General features: G+C 65.0%; 26 protein-coding genes. 12 read left to right on the forward strand and 14 right to left on the reverse strand.

Going from position 1 to position 23,427, the window contains the following annotated elements:
- Window positions 1-25: 25 nt before the first annotated feature.
- Genes FHP89_RS02500 through FHP89_RS02510 form a run of 3 tightly spaced genes read right to left on the reverse strand, consistent with a single transcriptional unit; the run spans window position 26 to window position 3,747 of the window.
- Window positions 26-952: a branched-chain amino acid ABC transporter permease gene (locus FHP89_RS02500; protein WP_144176169.1), complete on the reverse strand. Its 927-nt coding sequence runs from the start codon at window positions 950-952 to the stop codon at window positions 26-28.
- Between the two features lie 32 nt (window positions 953-984).
- Window positions 985-1,767 (reverse strand): ABC transporter ATP-binding protein, encoded by a 783-nt coding sequence (locus FHP89_RS02505; RefSeq protein WP_144176170.1) that lies wholly within the window; start codon window positions 1,765-1,767, stop codon window positions 985-987.
- 15 nt (window positions 1,768-1,782) lie between these two features.
- Complete coding sequence (locus FHP89_RS02510) at window positions 1,783-3,747, reverse strand: AMP-dependent synthetase/ligase (RefSeq protein WP_144176171.1); 1,965 nt, start codon at window positions 3,745-3,747, stop codon at window positions 1,783-1,785.
- 238 nt (window positions 3,748-3,985) lie between these two features.
- Here FHP89_RS02510 and FHP89_RS02515 point away from each other — a divergent pair, with 238 nt between their 5' ends.
- A complete protein-coding gene (locus tag FHP89_RS02515; protein ID WP_186300250.1) occupies window positions 3,986-5,020 on the forward strand; it encodes a YihY/virulence factor BrkB family protein in 1,035 nt (344 codons plus the stop codon).
- Between the two features lie 71 nt (window positions 5,021-5,091).
- On the opposite strand, the gene FHP89_RS02520 is transcribed toward FHP89_RS02515, so the two are convergent.
- On the reverse strand, window positions 5,092-5,562 hold the full coding sequence (locus tag FHP89_RS02520; RefSeq protein ID WP_144176173.1) for a hypothetical protein: 471 nt from the start codon (window positions 5,560-5,562) through the stop codon (window positions 5,092-5,094).
- 345 nt (window positions 5,563-5,907) lie between these two features.
- Between FHP89_RS02520 and FHP89_RS02525 the strand changes: the two genes are divergently transcribed.
- Window positions 5,908-7,941, forward strand: a complete 2,034-nt coding sequence (locus tag FHP89_RS02525; protein ID WP_144176174.1) for an NADPH-dependent 2,4-dienoyl-CoA reductase — start codon at window positions 5,908-5,910, stop codon at window positions 7,939-7,941.
- A 2-nt stretch (window positions 7,942-7,943) separates the two neighbouring features.
- Window positions 7,944-8,540, forward strand: a complete 597-nt coding sequence (locus FHP89_RS02530; protein WP_144176175.1) for a TetR/AcrR family transcriptional regulator — start codon at window positions 7,944-7,946, stop codon at window positions 8,538-8,540.
- Here FHP89_RS02530 and FHP89_RS02535 read toward each other — a convergent pair.
- Together FHP89_RS02535 and FHP89_RS02540 are read right to left on the reverse strand one after the other, a co-directional pair.
- Window positions 8,537-9,799, reverse strand: coding sequence for a sensor histidine kinase (locus tag FHP89_RS02535; RefSeq protein WP_144176176.1), 1,263 nt, complete (start codon window positions 9,797-9,799; stop codon window positions 8,537-8,539). The two genes, FHP89_RS02530 and FHP89_RS02535, sit on opposite strands and share 4 nt — an antisense overlap.
- 146 nt (window positions 9,800-9,945) lie before the next feature.
- Window positions 9,946-10,311 carry a hypothetical protein gene (locus tag FHP89_RS02540; RefSeq protein WP_144176177.1) on the reverse strand — a complete coding sequence of 122 codons (366 nt, stop codon included), beginning with the start codon at window positions 10,309-10,311 and terminating at the stop codon, window positions 9,946-9,948.
- A 302-nt stretch (window positions 10,312-10,613) separates the two neighbouring features.
- Here FHP89_RS02540 and FHP89_RS02545 point away from each other — a divergent pair, with 302 nt between their 5' ends.
- Complete coding sequence (locus FHP89_RS02545) at window positions 10,614-11,687, forward strand: flagellar motor protein MotA (protein ID WP_144176178.1); 1,074 nt, start codon at window positions 10,614-10,616, stop codon at window positions 11,685-11,687.
- 4 nt (window positions 11,688-11,691) lie between these two features.
- Window positions 11,692-12,819 carry a peptidoglycan -binding protein gene (locus FHP89_RS02550; protein ID WP_144176179.1) on the forward strand — a complete coding sequence of 376 codons (1,128 nt, stop codon included), beginning with the start codon at window positions 11,692-11,694 and terminating at the stop codon, window positions 12,817-12,819.
- Here the strand turns inward: FHP89_RS02550 and FHP89_RS02555 are convergent.
- Window positions 12,806-13,648 (reverse strand): helix-turn-helix transcriptional regulator, encoded by an 843-nt coding sequence (locus FHP89_RS02555; protein ID WP_144176180.1) that lies wholly within the window; start codon window positions 13,646-13,648, stop codon window positions 12,806-12,808. The genes FHP89_RS02550 and FHP89_RS02555 overlap by 14 nt on opposite strands.
- 118 nt (window positions 13,649-13,766) lie before the next feature.
- On the opposite strand from FHP89_RS02555, the gene FHP89_RS02560 reads away from it, so the two are divergent.
- From FHP89_RS02560 to FHP89_RS02580, 5 genes are all read left to right on the forward strand, one after another.
- The gene (locus FHP89_RS02560; RefSeq protein WP_144176181.1) at window positions 13,767-14,300 is read left to right on the forward strand and encodes a carboxymuconolactone decarboxylase family protein; all 534 of its coding nucleotides are present in this window, start codon (window positions 13,767-13,769) and stop codon (window positions 14,298-14,300) included.
- A gap of 26 nt (window positions 14,301-14,326) precedes the next feature.
- Window positions 14,327-14,875, forward strand: coding sequence for a cytochrome P460 family protein (locus tag FHP89_RS02565; protein WP_144176182.1), 549 nt, complete (start codon window positions 14,327-14,329; stop codon window positions 14,873-14,875).
- A 74-nt stretch (window positions 14,876-14,949) separates the two neighbouring features.
- On the forward strand, window positions 14,950-15,543 hold the full coding sequence (locus FHP89_RS02570; protein WP_144176183.1) for a uracil-DNA glycosylase family protein: 594 nt from the start codon (window positions 14,950-14,952) through the stop codon (window positions 15,541-15,543).
- Window positions 15,540-15,929 carry a nuclear transport factor 2 family protein gene (locus FHP89_RS02575; RefSeq protein WP_144176184.1) on the forward strand — a complete coding sequence of 130 codons (390 nt, stop codon included), beginning with the start codon at window positions 15,540-15,542 and terminating at the stop codon, window positions 15,927-15,929. The genes FHP89_RS02570 and FHP89_RS02575 overlap by 4 nt, the downstream gene beginning before the upstream one ends.
- A gap of 2 nt (window positions 15,930-15,931) precedes the next feature.
- Window positions 15,932-16,150, forward strand: coding sequence for a tautomerase family protein (locus FHP89_RS02580; protein ID WP_144176185.1), 219 nt, complete (start codon window positions 15,932-15,934; stop codon window positions 16,148-16,150).
- 20 nt (window positions 16,151-16,170) lie between these two features.
- Here FHP89_RS02580 and FHP89_RS02585 read toward each other — a convergent pair whose 3' ends face one another.
- Together FHP89_RS02585 and FHP89_RS02590 are read right to left on the reverse strand one after the other, a co-directional pair.
- Window positions 16,171-16,557 carry a 3D domain-containing protein gene (locus FHP89_RS02585; protein ID WP_144176186.1) on the reverse strand — a complete coding sequence of 129 codons (387 nt, stop codon included), beginning with the start codon at window positions 16,555-16,557 and terminating at the stop codon, window positions 16,171-16,173.
- A 189-nt stretch (window positions 16,558-16,746) separates the two neighbouring features.
- Window positions 16,747-18,369 carry a bacteriohemerythrin gene (locus FHP89_RS02590; RefSeq protein ID WP_144176187.1) on the reverse strand — a complete coding sequence of 541 codons (1,623 nt, stop codon included), beginning with the start codon at window positions 18,367-18,369 and terminating at the stop codon, window positions 16,747-16,749.
- A 285-nt stretch (window positions 18,370-18,654) separates the two neighbouring features.
- Between FHP89_RS02590 and FHP89_RS02595 the strand changes: the two genes are divergently transcribed.
- Together FHP89_RS02595 and FHP89_RS02600 are read left to right on the forward strand one after the other, a co-directional pair.
- A complete protein-coding gene (locus FHP89_RS02595) occupies window positions 18,655-19,800 on the forward strand; it encodes a hypothetical protein (RefSeq protein ID WP_144176188.1) in 1,146 nt (381 codons plus the stop codon).
- 252 nt (window positions 19,801-20,052) lie between these two features.
- Window positions 20,053-20,817, forward strand: coding sequence for a PEP-CTERM sorting domain-containing protein (locus FHP89_RS02600; protein ID WP_144176189.1), 765 nt, complete (start codon window positions 20,053-20,055; stop codon window positions 20,815-20,817).
- An 84-nt stretch (window positions 20,818-20,901) separates the two neighbouring features.
- Here FHP89_RS02600 and FHP89_RS02605 read toward each other — a convergent pair whose 3' ends face one another.
- The 5 genes from FHP89_RS02605 to FHP89_RS02625 form a co-directional block, all read right to left on the reverse strand.
- Window positions 20,902-21,255 carry a PepSY domain-containing protein gene (locus tag FHP89_RS02605; RefSeq protein ID WP_144176190.1) on the reverse strand — a complete coding sequence of 118 codons (354 nt, stop codon included), beginning with the start codon at window positions 21,253-21,255 and terminating at the stop codon, window positions 20,902-20,904.
- Window positions 21,256-21,431: 176 nt separating this feature from the next.
- Entirely contained in the window at window positions 21,432-21,875 is a 444-nt protein-coding gene (locus FHP89_RS02610; protein ID WP_144176191.1) for a periplasmic heavy metal sensor, read from the reverse strand.
- Complete coding sequence (locus FHP89_RS02615) at window positions 21,872-22,324, reverse strand: anti-sigma factor family protein (RefSeq protein ID WP_186300251.1); 453 nt, start codon at window positions 22,322-22,324, stop codon at window positions 21,872-21,874. The genes FHP89_RS02610 and FHP89_RS02615 overlap by 4 nt, the downstream gene beginning before the upstream one ends.
- Entirely contained in the window at window positions 22,317-22,886 is a 570-nt protein-coding gene (locus tag FHP89_RS02620; protein WP_144176193.1) for an RNA polymerase sigma factor, read from the reverse strand. Before FHP89_RS02620 ends, FHP89_RS02615 begins: the two co-directional genes overlap by 8 nt.
- A gap of 19 nt (window positions 22,887-22,905) precedes the next feature.
- A complete protein-coding gene (locus tag FHP89_RS02625; RefSeq protein WP_144176194.1) occupies window positions 22,906-23,397 on the reverse strand; it encodes a hypothetical protein in 492 nt (163 codons plus the stop codon).
- Window positions 23,398-23,427: the final 30 nt, after the last annotated feature.

Raw genomic sequence — 23,427 nt, forward strand, 5'->3', positions numbered from 1 at the left:
GTCTTTATCGTTGGGTCGCAGACCATCAGACGCGGTCGATGTGCTTTTCGCCGAACAGCCCTTCAGGCCGGATCAGCAGGAAGCCCAAAGCCAGGATGTACGGGAACCAGGATTCGATACCACCGCCAACGAAGGGGCCGACATACACCTCGGCCAGCTTCTCGGAGGCGCCGATGATCAGGCCGCCCACGATGGCACCGGGCACCGACGTGAATCCGCCGAGGATCAGCACCGGCAGCGCCTTGAGTGCGGTGAAGGTCAGCGCAAACTGCACCCCGTTACGCGCGCCCCAGATCATCCCGGCCACGAGGGCCACGAAACCGGCCACGGCCCACACGATGACCCAGATGTGACGCAGCGGAATACCGATCGACAAGGCCGCCTGGTGATCGTCCGCCACGGCGCGCAGGGCACGACCGATGCGGGTGTATTGGAAGAACAGCGCCAGCGCTGCCACCAGCACCGCTGCCACCGCGGCGGCGAACACGTCGAAGGACGAAATCAGGATGTTGAAGTTGTCCATCATGTATTCAATGGGGACATCCGCGATACCCAGATCCAGGCCACGCACGTTGGCGCCCCAGATGCCTTGTGCAATCCCTTCCACCAGAAAGGTCAGACCGATGGTCGCCATGAACAAAGTAATCGGCGGCTGATTGACCAGCGGGCGCAACACGAACTTCTCGGTCGCGATCGCCAGCACCACCATGGCGGCCAGCGACAGCACAAAGGCCAGCCAGAACACCGCCCGACCGCCTTCTTCCATCCCGGTCCAGCCGGGCAAGACTTCCAGAAAGCCGACGAAGGTCAGCGCGGCAAAAAACACCATGGCGCCCTGCGCGAAGTTGAACACCCCGGACGCCTTGTAGATCAGCACGAAGCCCAGCGCCACGAGGGCATACAACACCCCTGAGAGCAGGCCGCCGATCAGCACTTCGAAAAAGAACTGCATTGTTTGTCTCCCTTATCCTTTTCGCGGCGCGCTCAATGGCTGGTGCCGAGGTAGGCGGCAATCACGTCCGGATTGTTCTTCACCTCATCCGGCTCGCCGTCGCCAATCTTTTTGCCGTAATCGAGCACCACCACGCGGTCCGAGATATCCATCACCACGCCCATGTCGTGCTCGATCAGGACGATGGTGGTGCCGAACTGGTCATTCACATCGAGGATGAAGCGGCACATGTCCTGCTTCTCTTCCACGTTCATGCCCGCCATCGGCTCGTCGAGCAGCATCATTGACGGCTCGGCGGCCAGCGCCCGGCCCAGCTCGACGCGCTTTTGCAGACCGTAGGGCAGGCGCCCGACCGGCGTCTTGCGGATGTTCTGGATCTCGAGAAAGTCGATCACTTCCTCGACCTTCTTGCGATGCTCGATCTCCTCCGCGCGGGCTTTGCCCCAGTGCAGCGCGTGATGAAAGACGTTGCACTTCATCTTCAGGTTGCGGCCGGTCATGATGTTGTCGATCACGCTCATGCCCTTGAACAAGGCGATGTTCTGGAAGGTGCGCGCAATACCCTGCTTGGCCGCCTTGTGGGGCTCCATGTCGCGGCGCACCTCACCGCGGAAGGTCACCTGCCCCTCCTGCGGGTGATACACCCCGTTGATGACGTTCAACATCGAGCTCTTGCCAGCGCCGTTCGGGCCGATGATTGAGCGGATTTCGTGTTCGCGCACATCAAAACTGATGTTGGTCAGCGCCTTGACGCCACCAAAAGAGAGCGAGATGCCCTCCATCTTCAGAATGACGTCGCCGATTTCTCGTGCCATGTTGTCTCCTCGCGCTCAGGCGGCCGTCTTTGCGGCCTGCGGGGCGAAGGTTTTCGCCTCTTCGATCTTAAGGTCGGCAGAAACCTTGCCCTGGCGACCATCCTCGTATTTCACGTCGGTTTCGATGTGCTGCTCGCTCTTGCCCGAATACAGCGCATCGATCAGCACCGCGTAGCGCTCCGACACGAACTTGCGACGCACCTTGCGGGTTCGGGTCAGCTCGCCGTCATCGGCATCCAGCTCCTTGTGCAGAATCAGGAAGCGCTTGATCTGCGAATCGGCCATCATCGGGTCGGCCGCCAGTTGCGCGTTGATCTCTTCAACACACTCCTTGATCAGCTGCAGCACCATCGGCTGAGCGGCCAGATCGGTATAGCCCGAGTAGGCCAGACCGCGGCGCTCGACATAGTTGCCCACGGCTTCGAGGTCGATGTTGATGAAGGCGGTCACGTAATCGCGCTCGTTGCCGAAGGCCACGGCTTCCTTCACGTGCTGGAAGAACTTGAGCTTGTTCTCGATGTAGTTCGGCGCAAAAATGCTGCCGCTATTGAGCTTGCCCACATCCTTGGCACGGTCAATGATCTTCAGGTGGCCGTCTTCATCAAAGAAGCCCGCGTCACCGGTGAGGAAGTAACCGTCCTCGTTGATCGACTCGGCCGTTGCGTCGGGGCGCTTGTAATACGCCTTGAGCAGCATCGGCCCCTTGACCAGAATCTCGCCGTTCTCGGCCAGTTTCACCTCCACCCCCGGCGCCGGCTTGCCGACGGAATCGAGCTTGATCTGGCCGTCCGGCTGCAGGCACACATAGGCGCAGGTTTCGGTCTGGCCATACAGCTGCTTGAGGTTGATGCCGATCGAGCGATAGAAACGGAACAGATCCGGGCCAATCGCCGCACCGGCGGTGTAGGCCACGCGAATACGCGAGAAGCCCAGCACGTTCTTGAGCGGCCCGAGGATGAGCAGATTGCTCAGCCAGTACTGGAAGCGGTCCGAGCTCGACACCGGCTTGCCATCCAGAATCTCGCCGCCGCAGCGCTTGGCCACATCCATGGCAAAGGCAAATATCTTGCGCTTGAGCCAGCTCGCGTCTTCCATGCGGATCAGCACGGTGGTCAGCAGGTTCTCGAACACGCGCGGCGGTGCAAAGTAATAGGTGGGGCCAATCTCGCGCAGGTCGGTCATCACCGTCTCGCCCGACTCCGGGCAGTTGATGGTGAAACCCGACACCATCGCCTGCGCATACGAGAACAGGTGGTCGCCCACCCAGGCCATCGGCAGGTAAGAGAGGATGTCTTCGTTCTCGGTCAGCTTGTCGAACTGGCAACCGCCCTTGGCCGACTGAATGAACGCGTCGTGCGTCTGACACACGCCTTTCGGTTTGCCCGTCGTGCCCGAGGTGTAGAGCATCACCGACACATCGTCAGGCCCGCCCTTGCTGATCTCGCCATCGAGAAAGTCCGGCTGGCTCTTGTCGTGGGCCGTGCCCATCGACTGCAACTCATCCAGGCCAAGCAGGAAGGTGTCGGCGTAGTGACGCATGCCGCGCGAATCGTCATAAATGACATGCTCGAGGAGCGGGCACTGCTCGCGAATCTCGAGCATCTTGTCCACCTGTTCCTGGTCTTCGACCACGGCGAACTTGATCTCGGCGTCCTGCAGCACGTAGGCCATTTCCTCGGCCACCGCATCCTGATACATCATCACCGGAATGCCACCCAGGCACTGACAGGCCGCGACCGACCAGTACAGGCGGGGGCGGTTATCCCCGATGATGCCGAGGCGATCGCCCCGCTTGAAACCCAGCTCTGCCAGACCGCAGGCGATGGCGCGCACGTTTTGCGCAACCTCTGCCCAGCTATAGGTCTGCCAGATGCCGTATTCCTTCTCACGCATTGCCGGCCGGGTCGGCCGCTGTTGAGCATGCTGCATCAACAGGCGCGGAAAAGTGTTCAGTTCAGCCTGCCCACGGGGGTCTGACATACCCGCCTCCTCCTTGTGTATCGCTTTTCTATGCCGCAGCGCCGGGGGTTTTCTTATTCGGCGTCCGGGTGGCCTGGGGGCCATGTTCGAGGCTGGAGTCTCGCAGCCTATGTTTGCGCAACTATTTTCAGAATGTACGCAATTGTGACAATTGCCCGATCCGCGTCCGCGCAAGACCGACATCGCCGCGCAACGCGGTTACAGTAGGGGCTTCACGCATCCGCAATAAGCCATCGCCGTGACGACACTCACCCGCGCACTTCGCTACGCCCTCGTCCCCTGGCGCGCCGCCCGCAAATGGGGCGATGACCGCTGCGCCACCTACGCCGCCGCCCTCGCCTACTACTCCGCGTTTTCGCTCGCACCCGTGCTGGTCATCGCCGTCTCGGTGGCCGGCCTCATCTTTGGCGCCGACACCGCCAGCGAGCGCATCGTCGGCGAGCTCGAAGCGCTCATCGGCGCCGACGGCGCCCGCCTCATCGCACGCATGGTCACCGCCAGTCAGGAATCCGGCAAAGGCGCGCTCGCCGCCGCAGTGAGCACCGTCATCACCCTGATCGGCGCCACCGGCCTGTTCGTCCAGATGGGCCACGCCTTCGAAGCCGTCTTTGGGCGCCCCAACCAGGGCCGCAGCGCCTGGATGAAACAACTCATCGGCCGCCTGCGCGGCCTCACCGTCGTCATCGGCATCGGCTTTCTGCTCATGATCTCGCTGGTCGCCAGCGCCGCCATCCTCGCCGTTGGCGAATACGCCACCCGCGGCATCCAGGCCCTGCTGTGGCTCGCCACCGCCCTGCAGATCGGCATCTCGCTCGCCCTGCAAAGCAGCATGATCGGCATCATCTACAAAGTGCTGGTGCCCACCAAACTGTCCACCCGCGCCCTCATGATCGGCGCCGTGCTCACCGCCATCCTGTTCGAACTCGGCAAATGGGCCATCGGCCTCTACCTCGGCCGCAGCAACACCGCCGCCGCCTTCGGCCCCGCCGGCTCACTCGCCATCGTGCTGCTATGGGTCTATTACGTGTCGCTGATCCTGCTCTACGGCGCCGAGATCACCTTCCAGCTCAACCGCATCGAACACGTCGGCAATCGCCACTTCCGGCGGCAGAAGAAAGCAAAGAAGCCGGCAAAGGCACCAGCTATTGAAACGCCCCTTGCGAGCGCTGACGCACCGGCGTCAGAAGCCATGCCGGCGCTGTTCAAACCGCCCGCGACCGAAGGCAACGGTAGCCCGGATGCAGCGAAGCGGAATCCGGGATTCATCGGTTGATCAAGCACCGCCCCCGGATTCCGGCCTGCGGCCTGCATCCGGGCTACGCACCCCGCCTCCGGGCGACGCACTCAACTGCGCGGCTTCTCAAAACACCGCGCCCGCACCATCTCATACTCCAGACGCGCATCCCGCGCACCACGCATCGCCTCGGCGAATGCAGCATCGTCGGTCGAGTCACTCGCCGACCGCGCCATCACCGCCAACCTCGACGCCTGCATCGCAAGCACCAACTGCTCACCCACCCGCGCCGCACACCCCCACGCCGACACCCCCGCCACCACCTGCTCGGCCTCGGTCATGTCCCTGATCAACGCCACCGCCTTGTCGCCCGGCGCACTCATCGCCGACTCCGCGGCCAACCCCCACCGCTGATCCGCCACATCAAACTCCGCAAACGCCGCCTGCACCAAGGCCATCGCCTTGCGCTTATCGTAAATGTCGTAGCCCGTCCGCCCCATGAACGCCAGAACGAACAGCACCACGCCGATCAATACCCAGGGAATTCTGCGGCGGCTCGGCGCGCTTGCTTGGTCTGTCATCACGGTCCTCGTTGCAATCGATTTGTCGACAGTCTGACAGGGTGCCTTCCCTAGCGAGGGCAAAAATCTAGAGGCAAGGCCGTAGAGAGCAATAACGAAGGGCATTGCACCAGCTTCGGCGGCTGATCGCGCGAGGCCGATTGTCGTAGGGTGGTCAGCTTTGCTGCCCACCATCGGTCGATGGTCTCGCACGCGGTTTGGTGGGCGGCGAGCCGCCCACCCTACGACAATCTGTGCTGCACTCGTGAGCACCGTCGCTCGCAAGCCGCTTGCATTTCTCCCGCGCACAAGGAACAATAACCAAGCGCTTGCTTGCTTAAAAATTAATCGCTGCACGGAGACCCGATGAACGCCCCTGCCAACGCCCCTTACCCGCACCTGCTCGCCCCGCTTGATCTGGGCTTCACCACGCTGCGCAACCGCACGCTGATGGGTTCGATGCACACCGGGCTGGAGGAGGAGAAGAACGGCTTCGAGCGCATGGCGGCGTTTTATGCGGAGCGTGCGCGCGGCGGCGCGGGGCTGATCGTGACCGGGGGTTTTGCGCCGAACCTGGCGGGCCGGGTGTTTCACGCAGGCTCGCAGTTGAGCTTTTCGTGGCAGGTGAAGAAGCACCGTATCGTGACCGACGCGGTGCATGCCGAGGGAGGCAAGATCGCGCTGCAGATTCTGCACACCGGCCGCTATGGCTACCACCCGCTGTGTGTGGCTCCATCTGCCCTGCGCGCGCCGATCAACCGTTTTCGGCCGCGCGCGCTGACCGGCTGGGGCATCCGCCGCACCATCGCGGCCTACGCCAAATGCGCCAAGCTGGCGCAGGACGCGGGCTATGACGGGGTCGAGATCATGGGCTCCGAGGGCTACCTGATCAACCAGTTCATCGCGCCGCAAACCAACCACCGCACCGATGACTGGGGCGGCAGCTTCGAGAACCGCATCCGCTTTGCGGTGGAGACGGTGCGCAGCACGCGGGCCAAGGTGGGGCCGAACTTCATCATCATCTTCCGCCTGTCGATGCTCGATCTGGTTGAGGGCGGCAGCAGTTGGGACGAGGTGGTGGCGCTGGCCAAGGCCATCGAGGCGGCGGGCGCGACCATCATCAACACCGGCATCGGCTGGCACGAGGCGCGCATCCCGACCATCGCCACCATGGTGCCGCGCGCGGCGTTTGCGTGGGTCACGCAGCGGCTCAAGGGCGAGGTGACGATTCCGCTGATCACCACCAACCGGATCAACACGCCGGAAGTGGCCGAAGACGTGCTGGCCTCGGGCTGCGCGGACATGGTGTCGATGGCCCGCCCCTTCCTGGCCGATGCCGACTTTGTTAACAAGGCGGCCGAGAACCGTGGCGACGAGATCAACACCTGCATCGCCTGCAACCAAGCCTGCCTGGACCATATCTTCAACGGCAAGCTGACCTCCTGCCTGGTGAATCCGCGCGCCTGCCACGAAACCGAATTCGTCATCGAAAAGACCACCACGCCCAAAAAAGTGGCGGTGGTTGGCGCCGGCCCGGCGGGCATGGCCTGCGCCACCACGGCGGCCGAGCGCGGCCACGCAGTGACGCTGTTCGACGCGGCGGACCGCATCGGCGGGCAGTTCAACATTGCCAAGCAGATCCCCGGCAAGGAGGACTTCAACGAGACGCTGCGCTACTTCGGCAAGCGTATCGAGACCACCGGCGTCGCGCTGAAACTGAACACGCGGGCCGAGCCGGACGCGCTCAAGGCGGCCGGTTTTGACCATGTGGTGCTGGCCACCGGCATCATCCCGCGCAAGCTCGACATCCCCGGCGCCGACAGCGACAAGGTGGCGAGCTATCTGGACATCATTGAGGGCCGCAAAGTGGCCGGCGCGTCGGTGGCCATCATCGGCGCGGGCGGCATCGGCTTCGACGTGGGCGAGTTCCTCACCCACAGCCATGACGCGCGCACCGAGGCCGAGCGCTTCAACAGCGAGTGGGGTATCGATACGACCTACGCCAATCGCGGCGGGCTGGTGGCGGCGGTGGACGAAAAGGCGCCGCGCCAGGTCTATCTCCTGCAGCGCAAGGAATCCAAGGTAGGCGAAGGCCTGGCCAAGACCACCGGCTGGATCCGCCGCACCCTGCTCAAGAAGCGCGGCGTGATGATGATCCCCGGCGTGAGATATGACGCCATCACCGACACCGGCCTGAACATCACGGTCAATGGCGAAGCCAGGACGCTGCCGGTCGACACCATCGTGGTGTGCGCCGGCCAGCTCTCGCGCCGCGAACTGCAGGCCCCGCTCGAAGCCGCCGGCATTCCGGTCACCCTGATCGGCGGTGCCGACCTGGCCGCCGAGCTCGACGCCAAGCGCGCCATCGACCAGGGCACCCGCGTCGCGGCGGCACTGTAAACATGCCGCGCAAAAAGATAGAGCCCGCCGCCGAGGCCAACCGCCGTGCCGACGTGCTGCGCGCGGCGGCCCGGCTGTTTGTCGAAAAAGGCTTCGAGGCCACCACCACGCGCGATATCGCCGAGGCCGCGGGCATGCGCTCGGGCAGCCCCTTCTACCACTTCCGTAGCAAGCTCGATCTGCTCAAGGCAGTCATCCTCGAAGGCCTTGCCAACAGCGATGCCCGCCAGCGGGCGGCCATCGCCGGCGTGGACGACCCGCTCGCGCGCCTGCGGGTACTGGTGCGCGCCCATCTGGCCAGCCTGCATGAATTCGACTGCGACTCGCCCTTGCTGATCGGCGAAACCCGCGCGCTCGACGCCGCCGCCAAGCGTGAAATCGCCGACGCCTTCGATCAATATCAGATTCCGTGGCAGCAATCGCTGGACGCGCTGGCCGCCGCCGGACACATCGCCAGCGCCGCGCCGCCGGTGCGGCTGTGGCTGTTCGGCATGCTCAACTGGAGTACGCACTGGTATCGCGCCGACGGCGCGCTGTCGCTCGACGCGCTGGCCGACAGCGCACTGGCGATGCTGCTCGGCAAGCCGACTGGCGCTTAGGCGTCCTGCGAGATCGGCAGAAACAGCGTCATGCGCGTCCCGCGACCTGCCACGCTGTCCATGTCGATGCGGCCGCCGTGCTGCTCGGCAATGCCCCAGGCCTGCGTGAGACCCAGGCCCACGCCTTCGCCCACCGGGCGGGTGGTAAAGAAGGGGTCAAACACGTAGGCCTGAATGTCAGCAGGGATGCCCGGCCCGGTGTCCTCGACGGCCACCCACTGCTCACCGTCAGTCTGGCCGGTCTCGATGGTCAATTTGCCGCCGCCGGCCACGGCCTGTAGCGCATTGGTCAGCAGGTGCACGCAGGCGCGGCTCACGTCCCCCGCGCGACACGCCAGCGGCGGCAACTCGGCAAACCGGGACTGAACATCAGCGCGTTCCAGCGACTGCGCAGGCAACAGGTTGAGGGCCCGCGTCACCAGCGCTCGCAAGCTGACCTGCTCCATGGCGCTGGTGCCGGCTTCGGCAAAGGTGCGCAGATCGGCCACAATCACACGCACCCGATCCAGGCCCGATTTCAACTCGTTCAGCAGCTCAGGGATGTCATCGGTCAGAAACGCCACATCCGCCTCAACGCATTGCTGCGACAGGGTCGCCGCCACCGCCGGCGCCTGGGCGGCGATCAGCGTGTCGGCGTCGCGATAGGCTGACAGCAAGGCCATCAAGGCGGTCACATCCCGCGCCAGCATGTCGCAATTGCCGGTGGCGAAGCCGAGCGGGTTGTTGATTTCGTGCGCCACGCCGGCCGCCAGACGCCCCACCGAGGCCATCTTCTCGGATTGCAGCAATTGATTGTGCGCCTTCTCAAGCCGGGCGTTGGCGGCCTCCAGCGCGGCGTTGCGCTCGCGCAAGGCCTCTTGCGCCAGCCAGCGGGCGGTGACGTCGCGGCCGATCCCGCGATAGCCCGCGAAAGCCCCATTCTTGTCAAAAACCGGATCGCCGCTGATCGAAAAATGCCGCAAACCATCGTTGGTCATCAAGCTGTATTCCAACTCACGAAATGGCTGGTGGGCGCGCACCAGCGCCTCGTGCGCCGCAATCTCGGCCTCGCTCAGTCCTGCACCCTTGAGTCGCAAGAACGCCCAACGTGTCATGCCGACAAAAGCGCTGGGCGACGTGTTGCCGCGTGCAGCCAGACCATCGGAGAACGCCGAAAACCGATACTCGGCGTCCTGCTCCCAGTACCAGTCCGACGACAGATCCAGCAGGTGGCGAAACCGCGCCGCTGCCTGATCGTGCTTTTCATCCTCTTGGCTCATGCCACACCTCGACCGCCGTCGTTCATCAATCACTCAACGGCAGCCGGCCGCCAAGCTTGACGCTAAGACTTTCGAAATAGAGGCAAAATAGAAAATCGCCGCACAAGGCGGCGATCATGACGGGCCCGAAGGCGTAAAAAACAGGATCAGGCGTGCGCGGCGGAGAAGCCCTCGGCACGTCGGCGTTGCGGCTCGGCGGCGGATGCCGACACCACACGCGATGCCGTCAGCGCGGCCTGATCGTCCGCAGACAGATGCAGACCAACGGCCGCCAGACGTGCCAGCGTGGCGTCGAGATCCCAAGGCGCCGCCAGGCGAAGCTTCTTGCCCGTACGCATTTCAACATGCAGCCAGAAAGCGCCCGTCTCGGCGTCGGCGCGCAGATACACCCGCGCCGCCAGCGTCGGGTCGGCTTCGATGCGGGCCAGACCGTCTTGCTTCTTGCGCTTGCCAGCCAGGTAGGACCCCGCCAACACCACCACCACGATTGCCACTGCGCCGATCAGTTCCATGCGTCTTCTCCGTTCGCGGTGTGTGTCACACCGCCGTGTTGCGCTGTTCGACCGCCTGAACGCGGCCTTGATGGGATCGAAGACTAAAGCAGCGCCCCCTGCCTCGTCGCGCATATGGATAGCGCCAATTTCTATATAAACGCGCTGAACGCATGAAACTTTGCGTTATAAGCCCGCTCGCCGGCCTGCGTCGCGACATGCGTCACGCCCCAAGGCGCCCGTGGTGCTTCGGCTTCGGGGGTGAAGCGCGTTAGACTGGATGGGTCCGAGCGCCCCCGCTGCGCCATCAGGAGCCCATGTCGATGCAACACAAAGCCTTCACCCGGCCCGTCCATGCCACCACCTGGATGAGCCTGTTTCTGGCACTCGTGGCATTGCTGGCGGCCTTTCTGGCCCCCCAACTCGAATCCGCCTTTCGCGCCAACGCGCTGTTCAACGGCGTGATCATCGCCGTGCTGGTGGTTGGCATTGGCGTCAATCTGCGCCAGGTGTGGCGACTGCAGCGTGAAGTGCTGTGGATCGAAGCCTTCGAGCCGCGCGCCGACGGCGGCGGCACCGGCGACGGCCGCCCGGTCCTGCTCGCCCCCATGGCCCGCCTGCTCACCAGCCGCGACGGTGGCCGCTTTCACCTCTCGCCGGCGTCGATGCGCACCATCCTCGACAGCGTGCAGATCCGCCTCGAAGAGCAGCGCGATCTGTCCCGCTACCTGATCGGGCTGCTCATCTTCCTCGGGCTGCTCGGCACCTTCTGGGGCCTGCTCGCCACCATCCGCTCGGTCGGCGACATCATCGGCGGCATGAGCGTGGGCGCCGACCCGGTCGCCATGTTCGAAACGCTCAAGACCCGGCTGGATGCACCGCTGTCGGGCATGGCCACCAGCTTCTCCACCTCGCTGTTTGGTCTGGCCGGCTCACTGGTGGTCGGTTTTCTCGACCTGCAATCCGGTCACGCCCAGAACCGCTTCTACAACGAACTCGAAGAATGGCTCTCCAGCATCACCCGCCTGCCCTCGTCCGGCATGGGCGGCGATGGCGACGGCACCGTCCCGGCCTACGTGGTGGCCCTGCTCGAGCAGACCGCTGAAAGCCTGGAGCGCATGCAGCGATCCTCGGTTGAGTCCGAACGCGAACGCCACGCGATTGGCGACCAGCTCGGCGATCTGAACAGCCAGCTCACCCGCCTGGCCGACCTCATCTCGCGCGAGTCGCGTGACTTCAGCACCCTGGCCAGCAGTCAGGACGATCTCGCCGGACTGGTCCGTCATCTGGCCCACCAACCCAACCAGAACGCGCAGTTCTCCGAAGAGCTCCGCTCAGAGATCCGGCTGATGTCGCGCACCATCGCGGCAGCCCTCGACAACCGGCGGACGGACTAAGCCGATGGCCTCCATCGGCCGCCGCCGGCGCGGCATCGACTTCTGGCCCGGCTTTGTCGATGCGCTGGCTGCGCTACTGATGGTGATGATCTTCGTCATCCTGATCTTCACCATTGGTCAGTTCGTGCTCACCGACGCCGTTTCCGGCCGCGACCGCGCGCTGGCGCAGCTCAACGCCGAGCTGTCTCAGCTGGCTGAGCAACTGAGCCTCGAAACCAACGCCCGCAAGAGAGCCGATGTGCAACTGGGCGAACTCTCCGCCTCGCTCGCCAGCAGCGAATCGGCCCGTCAAGCCCTCGATGTCCGCCTGCAATCGACCGAAGCCGCGCGCGCCGAAACGGAGGCGGCCCGCGCCGCCGCCGAGGCCGAAGGGCTGCGGCTGGTCGCCGACATCGCCGCCCTGCAACGCCTCAAGACCGAACTCGAAGCCGAGGCCGCACGACTGGCCAGCCAGCTCGACAGCACCGGCACGGCGCTCAAGGAAAAGACCGAACTGTCGGAGCGCTCGATCGCCCAGGTCGAACTGCTCAACCGCCAACTCGCCGCCCTGCGCACCCAGCTCGAACAGCTCAATGAAGCCCTCGGCGCGGCCGAAACCGCCGCGCGCAGCAAGGATCTGGAAATCGAAGAACTCGGCAAGAAGCTCAACGTGGCGCTGGCCAGCCGGGTGCAAAAACTGGCGCGCTACCGCTCGGAGTTCTTCGGCCGACTGCGTGAGGTGCTGGACAAGCGCGACGATGTGCAGATCGTCGGCGACCGCTTTGTGTTCTCCAGCGAGGTGCTCTTCGACAGCGCCTCGGACAATGTCAGCGAGGCCGGCAAACACCAGCTCGCCAAACTGGCCAGCACGCTCAAGGGCATCGCCCGCGAGATTCCGGCCGATCTGCCCTGGGTGCTGCAAGTCGATGGCCACACCGACCGCCGCCCGATTTCGACCGAGCGCTTCCCCTCGAACTGGGAGCTATCGACCGCGCGCGCGCTGTCCATCGTCAAGTTCCTGCGCGCACAGGGCATCGAACCACAGCGCCTGGCCGCCACCGGCTACGGCGAATTCCACCCGCTCGACGAACGCAACACCGACGCCGCCTACGCCAAGAACCGACGCATCGAACTCAAGCTCACGAATCGCTGAGCGCCGCCTCGCCGCGCACCTGCGCCAGCCAGTCACGCGGGGCGCAGCCCATGCGCGCACGGAAGGCCCGCGCCAACGCGTTCGGGCTGCCATAGCCGACCCGATCCGCCACCACCGCCACCGGCCGCCCCTGCTTGAGCAAGGTGCAGCTCACGTTCATGCGCCAGTCGGCCAGATAGTCGCCCGGCGTCACCCCCACCGTGTCCTTGAACGCGGCGGCGAAGCGCGCGCGTGACATGCCCGCCTGCGCCGCCAGCGCCTCCAGCGACCACGCGGTCTGCGGCGCGTCGTGCATCGCGGTGATGGCGCGCGCGAGTTTCGGGTCAGCCAGGCCGGCGAGCAAACCGGTTTGGGCCGCGCCCTGGTCCATCAGATAACGCAACAGCTGAATCAGCAACAACTCACACAGCCGGTCGATGGCCGCCTGCCGGCCGCACTGATCGCGCTCGGCTTCGGCAAACAGCAAGTCCAGCGTCGGGCCCAGTCCCGGCAGATCGGCCAGCGGAATCTGCAACATCGGCGGCAAGGCCATGGCCAGCGGGTTGCCGGCCGAGGCCCCCAGGTCCACTTCGGCGCACAGCAAGTCGACGGTGTCGCCCGGTGCTGCGATAAAGCGGTGCGAGGCGACGCGCGGATAAAACAGCAGGCTCGGCTCGGTGACCAGCAGATCCCCATGCACCGACGAGCACGCCGTGATCGGGCCACGCCGCAGCAGATGGATATAGCCGTGCGGCGCCGCGTAGTGATGCTGCCCACAGAAGGCGCCGCTGTGAAACACGCGCGCCGACAGCGAGTAGTGCTGAAGCAAACCAGCCAGTCGATCTGCCATGCCAATCTCCATCCAAGACGATGCGTTACATATTTGATACTGAATGCGCCATATCGTACCAAACAAGCGGCGATGATGCGTCACGTGCTCTTGCACCTCACTCACAACGGAGAAACACATGACCCAGATCGCCCCCCTGACCCTCGACACCGCCGACACCGCGACCGCCGCCACACTCAAGGCCGTCAAAACCAAACTCGGCATGGTGCCGAACATGTTCGCCACGCTCGCCCACGCACCGGCCGCGCTCAACGGCTACCTCGGTTTGTCCGAGACGCTGGGCACCGGCCGCCTCAGCACCGCACAACGCGAAATCGTCGCACTCGCCGCCGGTCAGGCCAACCGCTGCCAGTACTGCCTGAGCGCACACACCCTGATCGGCAAAGGCGCCGGCCTGTCGGCAGAGGCCATCGCCGCCGCCCGCAGCGGCAAGGGCGCCAACGCCCTCGACGACGCCATCGCCGGCTTTGCCCGCGCGCTGGTCGAACAACGCGGCGTAGTCGCCACCGAGGCGATTGCCAGCTACCGCCGCGCCGGGCTCGACGACGGCCTGATCCTGGAAGTGATCGCCAACGTCGCGCTCAACACCCTCACCAACTACACCAACCACATCGCCGACACGACAGTGGATTTCCCCGTCGTCGCCGTCTGACCGACCTTGGTAAAAAGGAGAAGATGATGAAAACCACGCTCACCCGCGCGCTGCTCGCCAGCGCCCTCGCCCTGCCACTGGTCGCCACCGCCGGCGACTTCTCACCCTATGTCGACGCCAAAGGCAGCATCAGCCGCCCCACCGACTTCCGTACCCACTTCGTCCATCTGGGCTCATGGGCGGTGCTGGACGAAAAATCCGCCGCGCGCGGCATGCACGATGTGTACACCGAAAAGGCCTCGGCCGAGGCCTATCGCAAAACGGGCAAGTTCCCGGACGGCGCCACGCTGGTGAAGGAAATCCGCAAATTGGAGACCGGCGCCATGACCACCGGCGATCCGGTGGTCTGGGGGTCCGATGCGGCCGTGTGGTTCGTGATGGTCAAGGACGCCAAAGGCCGTTTCGCCAGCAACCCGCAATGGGGCGACGGCTGGGGTTGGGCCATGTTCAAGGCCGACGCGCCGGCCACCAATGTGGCGGCCAGCTATGACGCCGACTGCAAGGCCTGCCATATCCCCGCAGCGCAAACCGACCGGGTGTTCATCCAGGGCTATCCGACGCTGTCACCGCACTGACTTGCTGTCGGGATACGCTTCGCGCAGGATGATCGCTCTCGTTCTGCGCGAAGCGCCCTTTCCGGAAGCGCCCCATGCCGACACTCGACACCTTTCTGACCGACGTCCGCGCCTGCACGCGCTGCGCCGCGCATCTGCCGCATGGTGTGCGTCCGGTGTTCCAGTTTCACCCGAGCGCGCCCATCCTCATCGCCGGCCAGGCGCCGGGCGCCCGCGTGCATGCCTCTGGCGTGCCCTTTGACGACCCCAGCGGCGACCGCCTGCGCGCCTGGCTGGGCGTGGACCGCGACACCTTCTACGACGCCACCAAAATCGCGATCCTGCCCATGGGTTTCTGCTACCCCGGCACCGGCAAAAGCGGCGATCTGCCGCCGCGCCCCGAATGCGCCCCCGCCTGGCGCGATGCTTTCATGCAACGCTTCGAACGCCTGTCGCTGGTCATCGTGCTCGGCAGCTACGCCATGGACTACCACCTCGGCACCGGCAAGGCGCCGCTCACCGAAGTGGTTGAAAACTGGCGCGACCACTGGCCGCAAGCCCTGCCGCTACCGCACCCCAGCCCGCGCAACAACCGCTGGCTGGTGCGCAACCCCTGGTTCGAACACGACGTATTACCCGCCCTCAAAGCCCGCGTCCGCGAAGTGCTGACCGCCAAGGAACCCTCATGACCGACGACACCGCCGCCATCACCGAGTTGCTGCAAAAATACTACGATGCGCTGGTGCGCTGCGACACCGCGCTACTGGCCGAGGTGTTGCACCCCGAGGCGCACTACTTCACCGCCAGCGACGGCACGTTGCTGCACCTCGACATGCCCACCTACTTTCCCATCGTGGCCGGTCGCACCTCGCCCGACAGCACCGGCGAAGCCTGCCGCTACACCATCGACAGCATCGAACTCATCGGCCCGGTCACCGCACTGGCGCGCATGCGAAGCACCATGATGCAAAAACACTTCAACGATATCCTCAGCCTCATCCGCCTCGACGGCCAATGGCGCATCATCGCCAAGGTCTTCCATTTCGACCCGGCCACCCCCACAGGCGCCCGCTGACCATGCCCTATGTGAACATCAAGATCACCCGCGAAGGCGGCACCACCGCCGAGCAAAAAGCCGAACTCATCGACGGCGTCACCACCCTGCTCGCCCGCGTCCTCGGCAAAAACCCGACCACCACCGTGGTGGTCATCGACGAAGTGGATCTCGACAACTGGGGCATTGGCGGCTTGCCGGTGGAGGCGTTCCGCCAGCAGCAGCGCGGCGGCGGAAAATAGCCTCAATCGAGCGGGTGCGCTCAGTCCTCGGCGCCTTCCCAGCGAATCGTCACCTCACGCCGGCCCCAGTCGCGGGCCTTTTTGACGTTCTCGCCCATATAGATGTCGATCTTCTCGTTCCAGCGCGGATGCATCTTGTCGAGCACCACATAGCGCCCGTCGAGGCCGTCGATGGTCACTTCGGCGCCTTGCACCAGACCGAGCTCGAGCAGGTCGCGCGAGACGGCGATGACTTTCATGCCGGGCGCCAGGGTGTCGCCCCAGGCGGCGATGTTGGGGGTGTCGTCGGTTTCGCCGGGCGATGAGGTGTAGGCCGTGGCGGTGACGGTGAGCGTGCGCTCATCACCACCGCAGGCAGCGGTGAGCGCGGCGATCAGCAACACGGCGAGTCGGGCGGGTGGGCACATGGTCACGGCTCGCACCAGCGCAAGTCGGCCATGGTCGCCAAGCGGGATCTGGCCGACCGCGCCATGTCAGGCCAATCCCGATAACCGGTCACATCGTGCATGGCGCTCCTCCCCGGCGCGGTCGGGGGCCGCGCCCATTTTCAGCATAGCTGCTACGCCCGGCGCAGCCATCGACGGGCCGACGCGGGCTCAATCCGTGCTGAAATTCAGCAGCCGGCGTTTGTTGGGGATGCGCACATAGCGCCCGCTCATCTCGATCAGCCCGGCTTCGCTCAATTGCTGGAAGGTTCGCGACAACGTTGGCGGAGTGAGATTGAGATACGAGGCGATGATCTGCTTTTGCGCAGGCAGCACGGCTTCGAGCACGCCGTGCCCGTTGATGCGGGCATGTGCCAGCAAATGGTGGATGACCCGCTCCATGCCGGTTTGCAGCGCAAAGGCTTCGAGCTCGGCCGCCACCGCGTGGTAACGCCGGCCCAGATGCGCCAGCACCGCTTGCGAAAATGGCAGGCTACGCGTGAGCAAGGCCAGCAGCGGCGCTTGCGGAATCAGCAGCAGCACGGAGGCGGTCAGTGCTTGCGCGAACACCGTGTGCGCCGAGCCGGTCAGCGCATCGGCCTCGCCAAACACCTGCAGCGGACCGGCAATATCCATGACTTTTTCGGCGCCGCGGGCGTTCGACACCGCGAGCTTCACCTGCCCGCTGATGACCAGGTACACGCCATGCGGCGCATCCCCGCGATTGAACACCACCTTGCCCTTGGGCATGCGCATCAGGCGTGAGGCAGACTCCAGGCCATCGCGCTCCACTTTTGTCAGCCCCTGAAACAGCGCGTGTCGCGACAGCACCGAGCTGTCTTCCTTGAGCCGCTCGCCCACCCCCGCCGCCGCAGCATCCGCCTCGCTGACCGCCGGGCGCAAAAGCACCAGCAACACCATCTGACCATGCAGCGCCAGATGCGTCAGCCGCGCCCACACCGGCGCCTCGGCGCCCCGGCAATGCAGTCGCCCTTCAAAACGGCCCGCCATCAAGACTTCACTGACCAGCACCGGAAAACGCAGCGCTTCATCGGGCGCCAGCACATCCGCCAGATGCTGCGTGCTCAAAGCGTCGGCCGACTCGCCAAAAAAATCCGCCGCGGCGGTGTTGGCATGCAGGATGGCCGACGGCATCAAGGCCGAATCGACCGACACAATCAAGGCGGGCGCCTCGCCGTGTGCGCACATCTCCAGCACGCCGGCCTCGCTCGCCAGCAGCGCCGCGCTGTGCTGCGCCACCACATCGCTGAAGCTCGGCTCGGTCGCCGCCGGCGCCATCAAGGCCTGCGCCCGCGCCTCCCAGCTGGCCATCCCGTCGGTCGGCAAGGCGGTTGTTGCGCCCCCCGTCGGGGACGCACTCGCCTGTGCCGCACGCAGCGCCTTGGCCACGACCTGATCCTCGCCCTGGATGTGATCGACCAGCCAGTCGCCAAGGAACATCAACAGACGCTGCCCGTCGAGTACGCCGTCCTCGCCCAGCGCTTCGACCATGTCGCCCACCTGGGCAAGGAAGCGCGCATGGCTTTGATGATGGACGTCGCTCTGTTTTGCCTCCAGCCCACACAAGGCCATCAAGGCCTCTTCGGTGCTGAAGTGCACCTGCGCATACTCGGTGAGATAGCCCAGCAGCAAGCGCACCTCGTCTGCCGACAACTCGGGCGCCTCGGCCAGCTTCGCGGCCGTCGCGTTGACCAGTTCAACCAGCCCGCGATGCTGCTGATCGACCACGTCGATGTCGGTTTTCAGGGAGTCGTTCCACGCCACAATCTGCATTCACATCACCTCAGGAGTCGCCCCGAACCGGCCATCTGCATGGTCTGGCGGGCCAGGTCGCGCGGGCACTCGTGGCGCCGCGCGTCAAGCCTCGATTGTCCCGAACGGCCCGGGGCGCGTGTTGATGGATATCAATTGCGTCCGCCCAAACCCCTGATGTAACGGCAAAAGCCGGGCGCCGGCGAGCTCAGCCAGCAACACGCCTTGTTCGCGCAGGCTGGCCGTCTACACTGAGATCTGTCACCACCGCCCGCCCATCGAATGCATATCTCATAGGGAAATGTCATGGCACAAGGCTTGAAGTACGACAACGACTATCTTGTCGGCGGCCCCGCGCGTGCCGCCGTCACCCCCAACTTCCGACTCGCCGAATACACCCGCCCCGACGGCAGCATCCGGGTCCACCGCGAGCTGGTCGGCGCCGTCCAGATGCTGCGCAACGCACTCAAGCGCAGCGTCGATATCGCCTCGCTGCTGCCCGAAGGCGGCCTGGGGCGCGGGCGGGACGGCCGCTTCGTGTGGGTCGAATCGGGCGACCCCGCCGAGGTCGCCGCCGCCGCCACCCGACTGGCGCGCGATGGCTGGTTCGAGCGCATCGAGATCAAGGGGCCGCGGGTCTATCTCGAAATGCCCGACCCCGCGCAGCTTCCGCCGCTGGTGGCCGAAAACGCGCTCGAGCGCGCAATCCAGGTCACCGCCGCATTCGAGACCTCGGGCGACCCCTACCTGCAGGTGACTGGCAATTTCGACGGCGCCGGGCTGTCCTTCGGTCCCATCCAGGTCAACTTCGGCACCGGCACGCTGCAAGAGATGTTCCGCCGCTACCGGGCGCGCGACGAAGCCGCCCTCAAACGCTGCTTCGGCGAGTTGTGGACGGAATGGCTGCAGGTGTTGGCCCTGCCCTCGCGCAGCCGCCAGGTGGCCTGGGCCGACGGCCTCAGCCGGGGTCGCAACAAGGCCGACTTCGACCCCGCCTGGAAAGCCGCGCTGCAAGCCGTGGGCAACACCCCCGCCTTCCGTGACGAAACCCTGCGTTATGCCTACGATGTGTACGGCCGCAAGCTGATTGCCGCATTGTCATGGCTCAATGGTGTCTGCCCCATCCCCATCGGCAACTTCCGCTGCCTCGCCGCGCTCTACGATCTGTGCGTGCAACAAGGTAGCCTCAACAAAGCCCACGACGCCATCCGCCGCCGCGTCGCCGCCGAAAACCCGACCGACGAATTCCAGCTCACCCGCATCGCGGTCGAAGAGCGCGGCCGCAAGGCCAACGCCGCGTGGCGCGCCGACTGCATCAGCCGCCGCCTGTGCATCCTCGAACGTGAGCCGGTTGAAGTCACCGAATCGGGGCGCAGCGCCCAGCGCGACAACCCCAATCTGTATCTGCTGCGCAATGTGCCGGTGAAGCAGATGGAGCGGTATTTGTTGTAGGCGTGCGTCAGCGAAGCACTCACTGAGTGCCAGAAAGCCGACAGCCCGCAACACCGCATGGCGTCGGCTTTCTTTACAGACAATACGTCGCAGTATCGGCGCTGCTAAGGCCAACCCATTGTTCTATTGGAACAATGTGGCACACATCCGCTTTGGCGCAAGACTTGCTTTTGACTATCCAGACCCATTGCCGACGGCCTCACCCGCACCACCGCCGAAAAGCACCGTCCTCATGATTCTGGAGCCAAACGCATGACACAGCTTTCTCGTATCGCCCTGACCACCGCCCTGACACTCGCCGCCGCTGGCGCCCAGGCCGCCCCGACCTTCTGGACCGACTGGACCGGTGGCGACCTCGACCCGACCTCAGGTTTCCAGGCCCAGGGCACCATTACCACCGGCACCGCCACGGTCGACGTCACCTACACCAACGCCAATGGCATCGCCTTCTATCAGCCCACCGGTGGCATCGACTACTGGCAGAACGCGCGCTCGGGCCGCAACGACGCAACCTCGCCCTACACCAGCGCCCAGGTCGACAACATCCCGACCGGGACTGACATCGTCGCGCTTCGCTACGCGGGCACACAGACGCTGCAGTTCTCCGAGGCCATCGCCAATCCGGTGTTCGGCTTTGTCAGCCTCAACGGCAACGGCTATGCCTTCAATCAGGATTTCGTCATCATCAGCGCTGGCGGTGCCGATGGCAATGACTGCGGCTACTGGGGCTGCGGCACGTCCTACAAGAACATCGTTGATCTGGGCGGTGGCAATTTTGAATACCAGCTGCTGGGCACCGGCGAGCCGCACGGCACCCTGCGCTTCACTGGCGCCTTTGACTCGGTCAGCTGGCGCAGCCTGAGCAGCGAAAACTGGAACGGCTTCACCGTCGGTATTCAGGGCACTGCGGTGGAAATCTTTCCCGAGCAGCCCGGCGGCACCATCCCCGAACCGGCCACGCTGGCGCTGCTTGGCCTGAGCCTGCTCGGTCTGGGCGCTGCCCGCCGTCGCCGCTGAACACGCTCGCGCACCATGCAAAACGGCGACCTCGGTCGCCGTTCTTGTTTTCAGCGGCGGCCAATCGCCACCGTCAAGTCGCAGTCAGTCACGCCGATCCTTCGCGCCCCGCTCGCGATCCTCATCATCGCGGTCGGCGCGCTTGCGCTCGGTCTTCATGACCTCGCCAGACTGCGGATCGACATACAACTCGACCCGCTGTCCCTCGGCGTTGGTCGCCTTCACTTCATAACGATTGCGCTCACGCTCCACCGACCGGATGTCGCGGTAACCGGCCGCGGTCAGTTTGTCGTGGATTTGCGGGATGCTCAGCCACGCGGCCTCGGACATGGGTGCGGCAACAGGCGCATTCTGCGCAAACGCGGGCACCAGGGCAGCACCGCCGGCAACGAGTCCGGCAGCCATGGCGAGGGAGGCAAGCAGGGTACGGGTTTTCATGGTGGTTCTCCTTTGGGTTCATTTCGATCGTCTGTTCGACCGTGGAGCCATTCTGAAACCCGCCCGCTGAACTGCACCTGAAGCCCGCGTTCACCCGGCATTCATGCGTTTCGCGCGGCCCAGTCATATCTAAAAGCGGCTGTCGCCGCAGTGTTGTCCGCTCAGCCACTGCCGAATCACGGCCGATGCAGCGCTTCGAGCGCTGACGACACCTCTGGCTGGTTCAGCAGCAGGTGGGCCAGGCGCTCGCGTTGCGCGGGGTCGAGCATCGCACGCTCCGTGAGCAGTTGCTCGATCATCAATCGCTGCTGCGCCTGTTGCAGCAGGGCAATCTGGGCGCGTTCAGCTTCGATGGCCACAGGATCAACCGTCTCGGAGAATATGTGCCGAATCAAGGCCATGCGATGGGTTTCGAGCCGAGCCGAGGCAGCACCAAACTGCGCCAGAAACGGTGCTTCCGCGGCGTGCCAGCGCGCCCGCTGATCCGCGTTCAGCGACAGATAGTCCGGCAGCACCGGCGCCGATGGCGCACGCAAGGCATCGAGCGCAATGGCGGCCACCACGCCAAGGTTGAGCAGGACGGACAGCAGCAAGGCAAAGCGCAAGGCAGTTCGTTTCATCGGGACACTCTCGCAAGAAAACAGGCGTCGGGACGGGGGCATAGATTGCCGGGCGGAACGGCATCGAAAACCGACATCGCCAGCACCACCGGTGTGGTCGCTTCTCGCCCGACATCATCGGACACCAGACTCATACCGAGGCGCAATCCGAGGACCAGCGCAGCGGCGGCACCAGCCAGTGCCACCAACGACGACCACCCACCCCACAGGTGACGGCGCGGCGCGGGTCGCGACGGCAGGCGCGTCTCGATCCGCGCGCCCAGATCGAAGCCGAGCGGCGGCGTCGGCAAGACATGAAAATCCTCGCTCAGCTGCCGCATCTCGTTCAACCGCAGGCCACAGGCGGGACAGCACGCCACATGCGCGCGGGCCTCGCGTTCGGCGGTCGTCGTCAAAGCACCGTCGACCAAGGCCGACAGCGTCTCCAGATCAAGGCAGGTTTCAGTCATCGGCATCTCCGGCGAACGGGCGATAACGCGCCAGCAAGGCCGCGCGCGCGCGGGCAAGGCGCGATTTCACCGTCCCCTCGCTCAGCCCCAGCGTCGCGCCAAGCTCGGCATACGACAAATCTTCGATCTCGCGCAGCAGCAAGATTTCGCGATGCTCTGGCGCGATCTGGGCGAGCGCGTCGATGAGGCGTCCCTGGCGCTGGCGCCCCGCATAGTTCTCGTCGGGCCCCGGCGCGGTATCGGCGACCTCCGCCAGGGCCTCGAGTGCTGTAAAGCCGACACGCTCACGGCGACGCAATACATCGAGCGCGGCATTGCGCGCAATCTGCAGCAGCCAGGTCGACAGGCGCGCCTCGGGGCGCCAGTCCGGCAAGGCCGTCCAGGCCTTGAGGAAGACATCCTGGGTCAGCTCCATGGCTTCTTCACGCACGCCGATCATCCGCAACACAAAGCCGAACACGCGGTCCTGATAACGACACACCAGCGCCGCGAAGGCGCCGGTGTCGCCAGCACGGGCACGCGCGATCTCGGCGGCCTCGCGCAATGCATCCTCATCTCGCATGCCCAGCGCGCGTCGCGACTCAGTGCCCGGTCGCCACCGGGGCCCAGCCCGGATGATCGAAATGACGGCCATAGGCATCGAGCGCCGTCACCAGCCGGATCACACCGGCCCGCTGATCAGTCTCCGCCGGGGCGGCACGGAGCGCATCGGCCACCTGACTCAACTCGGCGATCACGCCATGGAGCATGGCATCCGCGTCGGGCGGCAGCTTGCAATGCGCAACAATGCCGGCCACCTCCTGTTCCACCGCCTCAGCGAGCGCGCCATACTGCGCAGCCGACGCTTGCCCAGCGTGGACCGCCGGCAGGGTCAGCTCGAGACGAGCACGGATATGCTGCATGCCCTCGCGCAACGGGGCATCGGTCTGCCATTTGCTGCCGGCGTTGAGGGTCAGGGCGGGCGGGCTGGCGTCGTGATGGTGCTCGCCACTCGCCGCCACGGCCCCGCCCATGGTGAAGGCGGCCAACGCGCTCAGTACGCAGGCAAGATGGGTCAAAGTACGTGTTGTCATGATCTCGAGTCCTTTTCTATCAATGATTAG

The sequence above is a fragment of the Denitromonas ohlonensis genome (genome assembly GCF_007625205.1).
Taxonomy (GTDB): domain Bacteria; phylum Pseudomonadota; class Gammaproteobacteria; order Burkholderiales; family Rhodocyclaceae; genus Nitrogeniibacter; species Nitrogeniibacter ohlonensis.

Excerpts from the sequence above, each read along its gene's own strand:
- FHP89_RS02500 (WP_144176169.1), bottom strand. The coding sequence starts at position 952 with ATGCAGTTCTTTTTCGAAGTGCTGATCGGCGGCCTGCTCTCAGGGGTG.
- FHP89_RS02615 (WP_186300251.1), bottom strand. The coding sequence starts at position 22,324 with ATGACTGAAACCTGCCTTGATCTGGAGACGCTGTCGGCCTTGGTCGAC.
- FHP89_RS02595 (WP_144176188.1), top strand. The coding sequence starts at position 18,655 with ATGGCACAAGGCTTGAAGTACGACAACGACTATCTTGTCGGCGGCCCC.
- FHP89_RS02560 (WP_144176181.1), top strand. The coding sequence starts at position 13,767 with ATGACCCAGATCGCCCCCCTGACCCTCGACACCGCCGACACCGCGACC.
- FHP89_RS02575 (WP_144176184.1), top strand. The coding sequence starts at position 15,540 with ATGACCGACGACACCGCCGCCATCACCGAGTTGCTGCAAAAATACTAC.
- FHP89_RS02555 (WP_144176180.1), bottom strand. The coding sequence starts at position 13,648 with ATGGCAGATCGACTGGCTGGTTTGCTTCAGCACTACTCGCTGTCGGCG.
- FHP89_RS02605 (WP_144176190.1), bottom strand. The coding sequence starts at position 21,255 with ATGAAAACCCGTACCCTGCTTGCCTCCCTCGCCATGGCTGCCGGACTC.
- FHP89_RS02525 (WP_144176174.1), top strand. The coding sequence starts at position 5,908 with ATGAACGCCCCTGCCAACGCCCCTTACCCGCACCTGCTCGCCCCGCTT.
- FHP89_RS02625 (WP_144176194.1), bottom strand. The coding sequence starts at position 23,397 with ATGACAACACGTACTTTGACCCATCTTGCCTGCGTACTGAGCGCGTTG.
- FHP89_RS02600 (WP_144176189.1), top strand. The coding sequence starts at position 20,053 with ATGACACAGCTTTCTCGTATCGCCCTGACCACCGCCCTGACACTCGCC.
- FHP89_RS02505 (WP_144176170.1), bottom strand. The coding sequence starts at position 1,767 with ATGGCACGAGAAATCGGCGACGTCATTCTGAAGATGGAGGGCATCTCG.
- FHP89_RS02535 (WP_144176176.1), bottom strand. The coding sequence starts at position 9,799 with ATGAGCCAAGAGGATGAAAAGCACGATCAGGCAGCGGCGCGGTTTCGC.
- FHP89_RS02580 (WP_144176185.1), top strand. The coding sequence starts at position 15,932 with ATGCCCTATGTGAACATCAAGATCACCCGCGAAGGCGGCACCACCGCC.
- FHP89_RS02510 (WP_144176171.1), bottom strand. The coding sequence starts at position 3,747 with ATGTCAGACCCCCGTGGGCAGGCTGAACTGAACACTTTTCCGCGCCTG.
- FHP89_RS02550 (WP_144176179.1), top strand. The coding sequence starts at position 11,692 with ATGGCCTCCATCGGCCGCCGCCGGCGCGGCATCGACTTCTGGCCCGGC.
- FHP89_RS02590 (WP_144176187.1), bottom strand. The coding sequence starts at position 18,369 with ATGCAGATTGTGGCGTGGAACGACTCCCTGAAAACCGACATCGACGTG.
- FHP89_RS02570 (WP_144176183.1), top strand. The coding sequence starts at position 14,950 with ATGCCGACACTCGACACCTTTCTGACCGACGTCCGCGCCTGCACGCGC.
- FHP89_RS02585 (WP_144176186.1), bottom strand. The coding sequence starts at position 16,557 with ATGTGCCCACCCGCCCGACTCGCCGTGTTGCTGATCGCCGCGCTCACC.
- FHP89_RS02610 (WP_144176191.1), bottom strand. The coding sequence starts at position 21,875 with ATGAAACGAACTGCCTTGCGCTTTGCCTTGCTGCTGTCCGTCCTGCTC.
- FHP89_RS02545 (WP_144176178.1), top strand. The coding sequence starts at position 10,614 with ATGCAACACAAAGCCTTCACCCGGCCCGTCCATGCCACCACCTGGATG.
- FHP89_RS02620 (WP_144176193.1), bottom strand. The coding sequence starts at position 22,886 with ATGCGAGATGAGGATGCATTGCGCGAGGCCGCCGAGATCGCGCGTGCC.
- FHP89_RS02520 (WP_144176173.1), bottom strand. The coding sequence starts at position 5,562 with ATGACAGACCAAGCAAGCGCGCCGAGCCGCCGCAGAATTCCCTGGGTA.
- FHP89_RS02530 (WP_144176175.1), top strand. The coding sequence starts at position 7,944 with ATGCCGCGCAAAAAGATAGAGCCCGCCGCCGAGGCCAACCGCCGTGCC.
- FHP89_RS02565 (WP_144176182.1), top strand. The coding sequence starts at position 14,327 with ATGAAAACCACGCTCACCCGCGCGCTGCTCGCCAGCGCCCTCGCCCTG.
- FHP89_RS02540 (WP_144176177.1), bottom strand. The coding sequence starts at position 10,311 with ATGGAACTGATCGGCGCAGTGGCAATCGTGGTGGTGGTGTTGGCGGGG.